This is a genomic window from Novosphingobium sp. B1 (assembly GCF_900176395.1).
Lineage (GTDB): Bacteria > Pseudomonadota > Alphaproteobacteria > Sphingomonadales > Sphingomonadaceae > Novosphingobium.
This window is the reverse complement of the sequence record NZ_FWXL01000002.1, coordinates 523,526-532,260: the sequence shown is the minus strand read 5'-3', so window position 1 is coordinate 532,260 and position 8,735 is coordinate 523,526. Positions and strand designations below refer to the sequence as shown.

General features: G+C 61.9%; 7 protein-coding genes. 2 read left to right on the top strand and 5 right to left on the bottom strand.

Going from position 1 to position 8,735, the window contains the following annotated elements; translation table 11 throughout:
* Nucleotides 1–56: 56 nt before the first annotated feature.
* Complete coding sequence (locus tag B9A23_RS23280; protein WP_254895009.1) at nucleotides 57–713, bottom strand: RNA polymerase sigma factor; 657 nt, start codon at nucleotides 711–713, stop codon at nucleotides 57–59.
* A 115-nt stretch (nucleotides 714–828) separates the two neighbouring features.
* Here B9A23_RS23280 and B9A23_RS05760 point away from each other — a divergent pair, with 115 nt between their 5' ends.
* Both B9A23_RS05760 and B9A23_RS05755 read left to right on the top strand, forming a co-directional pair.
* Nucleotides 829–2,064, top strand: a complete 1,236-nt coding sequence (locus B9A23_RS05760; RefSeq protein WP_084277866.1) for a serine hydrolase domain-containing protein — start codon at nucleotides 829–831, stop codon at nucleotides 2,062–2,064.
* A gap of 24 nt (nucleotides 2,065–2,088) precedes the next feature.
* Nucleotides 2,089–4,290, top strand: a complete 2,202-nt coding sequence (locus B9A23_RS05755) for a TonB-dependent receptor (RefSeq protein WP_084277865.1) — start codon at nucleotides 2,089–2,091, stop codon at nucleotides 4,288–4,290.
* Between the two features lie 39 nt (nucleotides 4,291–4,329).
* Here the strand turns inward: B9A23_RS05755 and B9A23_RS05750 are convergent, their stop codons facing one another.
* From B9A23_RS05750 to B9A23_RS05735, 4 genes are all read right to left on the bottom strand, one after another.
* Nucleotides 4,330–5,424: a helix-turn-helix transcriptional regulator gene (locus B9A23_RS05750; protein WP_084277864.1), complete on the bottom strand. Its 1,095-nt coding sequence runs from the start codon at nucleotides 5,422–5,424 to the stop codon at nucleotides 4,330–4,332.
* A gap of 114 nt (nucleotides 5,425–5,538) precedes the next feature.
* Nucleotides 5,539–6,687 carry a M20 aminoacylase family protein gene (locus B9A23_RS05745; RefSeq protein WP_084277935.1) on the bottom strand — a complete coding sequence of 383 codons (1,149 nt, stop codon included), beginning with the start codon at nucleotides 6,685–6,687 and terminating at the stop codon, nucleotides 5,539–5,541.
* Nucleotides 6,688–6,694: 7 nt separating this feature from the next.
* Nucleotides 6,695–7,192, bottom strand: coding sequence for an Lrp/AsnC family transcriptional regulator (locus tag B9A23_RS05740; protein WP_084277863.1), 498 nt, complete (start codon nucleotides 7,190–7,192; stop codon nucleotides 6,695–6,697).
* Nucleotides 7,193–7,204: 12 nt separating this feature from the next.
* Entirely contained in the window at nucleotides 7,205–8,617 is a 1,413-nt protein-coding gene (locus tag B9A23_RS05735) for an aspartate aminotransferase family protein (protein WP_084277862.1), read from the bottom strand.
* Nucleotides 8,618–8,735 lie beyond the last annotated feature (118 nt).

Sequence of the window (8,735 nt, the reverse complement as noted above, 5' to 3'; positions counted from 1 at the left end):
CCCCAGACTGGTCAGCCAGGGGCGGGTTCAAACATGGGTCAATTCTCAGTGGAAATTTATGCCCCTACCGGGTCAATTCTCAGCGGAAATCTACAGCCCTGCAACTTGCGCAGTTCCACCACTTGCCGGCAACGTTCAGGCAGACCGGCAATGATGGCGAGCACGCGTTCGTAGTCCATGCGGCTCTCGGCCTGATGCTCCGGAGACTGCAGGGAATCATCGCTGAAGCATTCAATGTCAGCGACAACATCCAGCATGACGACTTGTTGCCGCTTGATGCGGCGCAGCACGAGGTTTCTCGCAACAGAGTAAAGGTACGCCATGGGATGCTCGATGTGATCGACGGCCGGGAGCATCGCAATTCTGCAGTAGGCTTCTTGCATGACCTCGTCGATCTCCTCGCCGGGTAAGCGGGAACGCGCAAGCCAGCCCCGAACCTGCCGCTCATGCGGCAGCAGCTGTTGCGCAACCCACGTTGCCCTCTGGCGACGTTTCGCCAGCTCTGTGTTCGCCTCGCCTCTCGTAACATCCTCCTGTGCGGCCGATTTTCGACCTTGCAAGATAAGAGCCACAGGATCGCCTATTCCTTCCACGCCGAGCAAATATTTATTCGTCGCGGGAGGGAGAGCATTCAAAGGCTCTGGCCGGGCCGACATCGCGCCATCGAGACGATCTCGAAAGTCCTGCGGCCTCTCCGCCTCATCAGGTGCCACGAAAATCCAACTTTTGTTATGTCATATACCATATGGTTCATGCGCCCACGCGACGAATCGATATTCTTCCCCTGAAAGCTGGTCGGACAGACCGGACTTCAGGGAGAGCACTCAGATGAAATTCGCACGCAATTTTCGTGTGGTCGCAGCGTTTCTTGCATTTTCGGCCCCTGTGTCTGCATCCGCGCAGCAGGATTTGCCGGCCCAGTTGCAGACGGGCGCGAAGTCCGACGTGCCCGTGGCAACGCAAATCATGCGCTGGCACATGAACGACGGTGATGTGAACAGCTTTGCCTTTCGCAACATGGACCAGCTGTTCACCACCCGCACCGTCGCGCATTCCGGTTCACCCTGGGCTTTTCCCAAGGTCGAACGCCCGATGGACTTCAGTTATTCGTTCGCCGGCAAGACCTTCACCGCCGAACAGGCGATGGAGCGAACTTACACCAATGCCCTTCTGATCATGAAAGACGGGCGCATCGTTACCGAGATTTATCGGAACGGATCGAACGAGCGCACGCGCTTCATGGGCTGGTCGATGACCAAATCGATCACGTCCACGCTTGTTGGTGCGGCACTGGCCGACGGGCTGATCACCTCGCTCGACGATCAGATCATCAAGTACCTGCCCGAATTGAAGGGCAGCGGCTATGATGGCGTGACCGTCCGCCAAATCCTGCAAATGCGCTCGGGGGTGGATTACGAAGAGCGCTATGATTTCGCCAACCCCGGCATCGCGGCGAGCAACCACATCAACGCGCTCGTCAAGAACGTGGCGCGGTTCGCCGACGTCGCCCGGACCATCAAGCGCAAGTCGAAGCCGGGCGAAGTCTTCGCCTACAAGACCATCGACACAGCCGTTCTGGGCTGGCTGATCGAACGCGTCAGCGGTGGCTCGGTCGCCGCCTATACTGCGCGCAAGCTGTGGGAGCCGCTCGGTACCGAGGCTGATGGCTTCTATATCATGGACGGCCAGCCTGGCACCGGCCGCGAGTTCAGCGGCGCCGGCTTCAACGCCACCCTGCGCGACTGGGCACGCATTGGCCAGATGATGCTTGATGGCGGGGTCGCCAATGGCAAGCGCATTGTCAGCGAGGAATGGGTCAAGGCTGCGCAGGCCCCGGCGGGACCGGAGACTGGCCCCGAGGGCGGCTACGGCTACCAATGGTGGACGATGGCCAATTCGCCCGCATACTCGGCGATCGGTTTGCAGGGGCAGTACGTCTACGTCGATCCGGCATGTCGCACGGTCGTCGTCAAGCTCAGCTACTACCCGCCAGCGGAAGGCAGCGTCGGGCAGGAGACCATGGCGTTTCTCGCCGCAGCCTCGGCCTGGCACCCGGCACCATAATCAAAGCATAAAAGGGAGGATATCATGAAGACTCAGTTCACGCTGGGCTGCGCAACGGCGCTCGCCCTGATTGCGCAGCCTGGCATCGCCTTCGGGCAAGTGCAGGAGGATACCGCTGCCACGGCTGGCGACGCCAGCGAAGGCGTCAGCGAGATCATCGTTACTGCGCAGCGCCGCAAGGAAAAGCTGCAGGACGTTGCCGTTTCCGCCACGGCCTTCGATGCTAGCGCTCTCGCCGACAAGGCCGTGACCAAGCTGGCTGACCTGCAGAACGCCAGTCCTGCCCTGTCGATTTCCGACGGCGGCATCACCCAGTCGATAAACATTCGCGGCATCGGCCTTGCCAGCAACTCGCCCAGCGTGACGGCCGGCGTCGCAACTTACGTCGACGGCCTGTTCCAGCCACCGATCGTGCAGGCCAACAGCTTCTACGACCTTGCCAGCGTCGAAGTGCTGCGCGGGCCGCAGGGCACGCTGGTCGGCTCGAACTCCACCGGCGGCGCAATCTTCATCAACACGCAGAACCCCCAACTCGATGCAGGGCTTGGCGGCTATGCCATGTTCGGCGGCGGAAACTACGGCTCGGTACAATCAGAAGCGGCAGTGAACCTGCCCGTCTCGGATACGTTTGGCTTTCGTGCTGCGGGTTTCTATCGCAACCGCGATAGCTTCTACACCAGCGTGGGTCCCGTTTCCAACGAGGCCGGCAAGCTTCGCGAAGGCGGCGGCCGCTTCACCGCAATGTGGAAGCCTGGCTCGTTCCAGGCCATTGCCAAGGTCTCGTTCAACGATCGAGACACCGGCGGCTATGCCTACCGCCCGATCCTCGGCACACCGTACGAAGCCTTCCGCGTCGGCGACATCCGCACGATCAGCTTCGACACGCCCGTCGCCAATCGCGAACGCGCGTTCCAGGCCAGCCTCGAAATGCGGCAGGAACTGGCCAGCGGCATCACGCTTCGCTCGGTGACGGGCTATCAGAACAAGCGCATCAACGCCCTCAACGACGTTGACGCCTCGGCGGAGCCCGGCGGCATTGCCGAGGACTACTTTGCGGGCGAAAAGGTCTACACGCAGGAAATCAACATCATCTCGCCCACCGAAGGTCGGTTTGACTGGATCGTCGGCGGGTATTTCCAGCGCAACGACATAGCGATCCGCATCCTTCAGGATCAGCAGGGCTTCCCGACCGACATCATCGGCGGCAACCAGCGCACGACGACCGGTGTCTTCGCGCAGGGCAACTACGAGATCGTCCCCGGCCTCGAAGCCCAGCTCGGCGCGCGCTATTCGACCTACAAGGCCACCGGATACGGCGACGTAACCATCGGCGCCGGCATTCCGGGCTTCCCTCCGGGCGGCCTGGCCGTTGCCTCACTGGCAGGCAGCCACGAGGACTCGCTTGCCACCGGCAAGTTCGCGGTGAACTGGAAGGTCGATCGCGACAACCTGCTCTATGCGCTGGTCGCGCGCGGCTACAAGCCGGGCGGCTTTAATTCGCCGACGTCCAACTTCGATCCGGAGCGCGTGATCAGCTACGAAGCCGGGTGGAAGTCTGCCTTCCTGGGCAACCGCATCCGCACCCAGATCAGCGCATTCTACAACCAGTACGCCAACTTCCAGTTCAATGTCGTGGAACCCAGCACCGGTTTTGCGGGCGTCGAAAACATCTCGACGGTCAAGATCAAGGGCGTGGAAGCGCAGGTGCAAGGGCGCTTCGGCGGCTTCGGTTTCGATGCCAACGTGGCATTCGTGGACTCCGATCTGGCCAGCGTCACATTCGTCAACACGCGCCAGCTCGGCGGCGGCAACCTCGGCCCGCAATGCCCGGCGGGCACGCCGTCCGCGCCGCCGTTCTGCTTCGACTACGCACCCTTCATCCAGACAACCGGCGGCGGGCCGAACCTTTACGCCCCGCGCTGGACCTGGGGTGGCGGCGTGGAATATGAAATCCCGCTGGGGGGAGAAATGTCGCTGACGCCGCGCATGAACTATGCCTTCGTGGGCGAGCAGTTCACCTACATCGGCTATTCGCCACTATCGGACCGCCTCAATCCCCGCGGGCTACTCTCGGCGATCTTGACGCTCAAGGTCAGCGAAAGGCTGAGGATCGAGGCCTGGGGCACCAACCTCACCAACAAGGAGTACATCACGGGCCAGTTGAACTCGAACGAGTTCTACGGCGCGCCGCGCGAGTACGGCGTCAAGCTCAACATCACATTCTGATAATGGTGAGGGCCGGAGCGGATCGTCCGTTCCGGCCCGCTACAATCTGGCGAGTGACTGGCACACCTGTCGCACCAGATCGGCCTGTCGACCGACGCCAGCCTTTGCCAGCGCACTCTTGAGCTGCATGCGCGCCGTTCCCTCGGCGATGCCGCGATGCAAGGCATAATGCTTGACTGTCATGCCACCCACGAGATGGGCCGTCAGAGTCGCCTCGGCCATCGTCAGGCCGAACAGGTTGGCAACTTCGGCCGCGTTTATTGTCGGAGCCGTCCCTGGCGATGCCATCGCCAGCAGCACCATGCCGCGTGCTCCGCGCCGCCAGCCGGCGGCATCGCGCCGCAACACCCGCAAATGCAGCACCTGCGCCGGTTCATTCCCCGGCACACGGCAGGCATCCCCGCCGGCACCTGATAATGCTGTCTTGAGCAAAACTGCGCTCTCGCATGACCGGAAGCGCAGCGTGTTGCCGGCGATTGCAACCTGCGGCAACTCGTCCACCAACCGCTCTGCAGCGGCATTCATCCAGTGGATTCCAAGGTCAAGATCGCACGCCAGAAGTGCAAGCGTGGTGGAATCCATGAAGGCTTCAGCCACCGCCAAGCGCGCGCGCTGATCGGCAAAGTCGTTCAAAAGCCGCGAGACCTGCCGGAAATGCGGCATCAGCAAATGCAGGAACTGCTGGTCGTCATCGGTAATGTCACGGCTGTCATCGACATGGCGATGCAGGATGATCGTGGTATGCTCACCCGGCCCGGTCTTGCAATCGAGCCAGAACCCTGGCCCAAGGCCGCAGGCTGCCAAGCCATGCCGCAGCACTTCGCGATCTTCGGCAGTGAGCGCTGCACTAAGCTGATCGCTTGCGATCTCGTAGGGGCCGATAGGTGCGGTATTTCGCCGGAAGCGCGGATTGAGCGGGGAGTTGGCCCAGGAATCATGCCGCTCGGCCTCCTGCGTAGACCACGTGTCTCGCAGGCTGAACATCGGGACAAGGTCATCCTTGTCAATCACGAGGCGCTGGAACACGGCGCTGGCAACGCCGAGCCGCAACTTGATCGTATCGAGTACGGAAGTCCAACGCGCATCGTCGCCGATGGCGCCATACATGGCAGCGATCAGATCATTGTCGCTCACCGCCTGCTGTAGCCCCTCTCCAGCATCTCCCCTCCTCTTGCTGAGGAGGTATACGCTGTTTGCGCAGGTCAGGCGATACTGCATAGGGGCAAAATCAGTCCGATGATCCGCGCGTCAGGCAAGCCAGTGCTTTGCAAGCGCCACATGAAGCCGTACGCCCGTTGCCATTACGCTGTCGTTGAAATCATAGTGCGGGTTGTGGAGCGGAGCGGCGTGATCGCCCGTGGCCTGGCCGAGCCAGATATAGGCGCCGGGCCGCTGTTGCAGCATGAACGAGAAGTCTTCGGACGTTGGCGCAGGTTCGGGCGCAAGTTCTGCTCTTGCCACGGTGCCCGCCACCTCAAGCGCATCGGCTGCCGCCGCCGGATCATTTATCGTGGCCGGGTAATAGCGGTCGTAATCGAGGGCGCACACCACCTCGAAGCTGGCTTCGACACCCTTCAGCATGGCCCGCATCCTGTCCTCGATGCGATCCTGCACGGCCGGATCGAAGGTGCGCACGGTGCCTGCCACCATGACCTCGGCCGGGATTACGTTGTGGGCATGGCCGCCGTGTATCTGCGTGATCGAGAGCACTGCCGAGGCATAGGGCGGCACACTGCGCGACACGATGGTGTTGAGCTGTTGCACCAGGCTGGCCGAGGCAAGGATGGCGTCGGGGCTGTCCTGCGGAATGGCAGCGTGGCCACCCCTGCCGGTCAACGTGATGCGGAACTTGTCGGCCGCGCCCATGATAGCGCCGGGGCGCGTGCTGATCGTTCCGGCAGGGAGGCCGGGCCAGTTGTGCAAGGCATAGACGCGGTCGCAGGGAAAACGTTCGAACAGGCCTTCCTCGATCATCACCCGCGCTCCGCCCTGCCCCTCTTCGGCGGGCTGGAAGATGAAGTGCAGCGTGCCGGCAAAATCAGGATCGTCGGCAAGGACCCGCGCTGCGCCCAGCAGCATGGCAACGTGGCCGTCATGCCCGCAGCCATGAAACGCGCCGGGATGTGTGCTGGCCCATGGCAGGTTGGTCTGCTCATCGATCGGCAGCGCATCCATGTCGGCCCGAAGACCCAGGGTGCGCGTACCTTCGCGCTTTCCTTTCAGCACGCCGACGAGCCCGGTAGTGCCAATGCCTTCATGCACCTCGATGCCGAGGCTGCGCAATTCGTCGGCGATGCGCCCGGCCGTGCGGTGTTCGCAAAAGCCCAGTTCGGGATGAGCATGTATGTCCCGCCGCAGGGCGACAAGATCGGGCAGGATCGCCTCGATTTCAGCCACATTCCCTTCAGCCATGGCTCTGTCCGAAGAGGTTCTGGATCGGAAACTTGTGCTTGATGAACGGCGATTTGATCACGATGTAGCTGAAGTATTTCTCTATCCCGTAGTCGCTTTCGAGCATGTTCTCGATGATCGACTGGTAGTGCGAGACGCCCCGGGCCACGAATTTCAGCAGATAGTCATAGCCACCTGAAACGAGATGGCATTCCACGATCTCGTCAAGCTTGGCGATGCGTGTTTCGAAGCGGCTGAAATCCCCCTGGCGATGTTCGCTGAGCGTGACTTCCGTGAACACCGTCAGGTATTCGCCAAGCTTGTTGAAGTTCACGTGCGCGCCGTAGCCGCTGATATAGCCCGCTTTTTCCAGCCGCTTGACCCGTGTCAGACAGGGGCTGGGAGAAAGACCCACCGCATCGGCCAGTTCGACATTGGTAATCCGCCCCTCCTGCTGGAGCTTGGCGAGGATCTTCAGGTCGATCCTGTCTAGCTTTGGTCCCGGCAGCATGGTCGGCCTCCCTCAGGCGGTTTGCAGCGCGACGACAGCGCGAATATCTGGCTGGTCGAGCAACTGGTCGAGCGAACGTTCCACGCGTTCGAAGATCATGTCCATCTCTTCCAGTGTGCAACACAGGGCGGGCGCAAAGCCCAGGACGGCATTGGCGAAGCAGCGCACGATCACGCCGTTCCCGTAAGTAAGCTTCGAAAGCCGCCCGCCGATATCGAGTGCCAATTCGAAGATCGCCTTAGTTGCCTTGTCCGGCGTCAGTTCGATGGCGCCCAGCATTCCGCGATAGCGCACATCGCCCACCAGCGGGTGGGCCCTGATCCGCTCCATGTGCTCGGCAAAGCGCTTGCCGACAGTGACCCCGTTTTCGAGGAGCCCGCCTTCACGGTACAACCGCAGGACCTCAAGCCCGACGGCTGCGGCAACAGGGTGGCCCGAATAGGTTTGGCCATGGCCGATGGGAAGCGCAGCGGGCGCAGCGTCCGCGATCGTCTGATACACGTGATCGGCCATGAACATCGCGCCCATCGGCACATAACCTGCCGTCAGGCCCTTGGCCGTGGTCATGAAATCGGGCGAGACGTCTTCATCGAGACAGGCAAACAGCGGTCCGGTACGGCCAAAGCCGGTGATGACCTCGTCCACCAGCATGAGAATGCCGAGCCGGGTGCAGGCCTCGCGCAGGGCCTTTAGCCAGCCCTTCGGAGGCACGATCACTCCACCGGAACCCTGGATCGGCTCGCAGCAGAAGGCAGCGACGTTGTCGGGTCCGAGTTCGGCCACCTTCGCCTCGAGCGCGGCGACCGTCGAGGCGATCACCGCCGCATCGTCATGCCCTTGCGGATGGCGATACTGGTAAGGCGAGGCGATGTGGTGCTGCCACGGGCGCGGCAGGTCGAAGTTGCGATGGAAATTGCCCAGCGCCGTCAGGCCGGCACCGAGGCTGCTCGATCCGTGGTAGCCCCATTCCAGCGCGATGAAGTGCTTCTTGGCGGGCTTTCCCGCTGCATTCCAGTAGTGGATGATGTAGCGGATCGCGCTGTCCACCGCGTCAGACCCGCCCTGCGTGAAGAACACATGATCCAGTCCTTCGGGCGCCGCCGCAGTCAGTTCTCCGGCGAGGCGAATGGCCGGTTCACTGGCGAAGTGGAAATAGCCGGTTGCGTAAGGCAGCTTGCGCATCTGCTCTGCGGCAACCTCGACGATGGAGTCCTGCCCGTACCCGACGTTGACGCACCAGAGCCCGGCAAAGGCATCAAGCAACTGATTGCCCGCCGCGTCGGTCAACCACATGCCCTTGCCTGATTCCAGCACGATTGCGCCGTGCTGTTCGTGCCCGCGGAACGACGTGACCGAATGGATCAGGTGATCGCGGTCGATGTCAGCAAGCGAACGGTTGGTTTGGCCAGATGCAGGTGTGGTCATTGCTTTCGGTCCATTTCGTATCACTTGTCGCAGCCTATGTCAGCGGCAAGAGCGGGTTGCGCCGAATGCCATGGGAAATGCCAGTGGCCGCCCTCTTGCAAATGAGGCGCGCGGCATA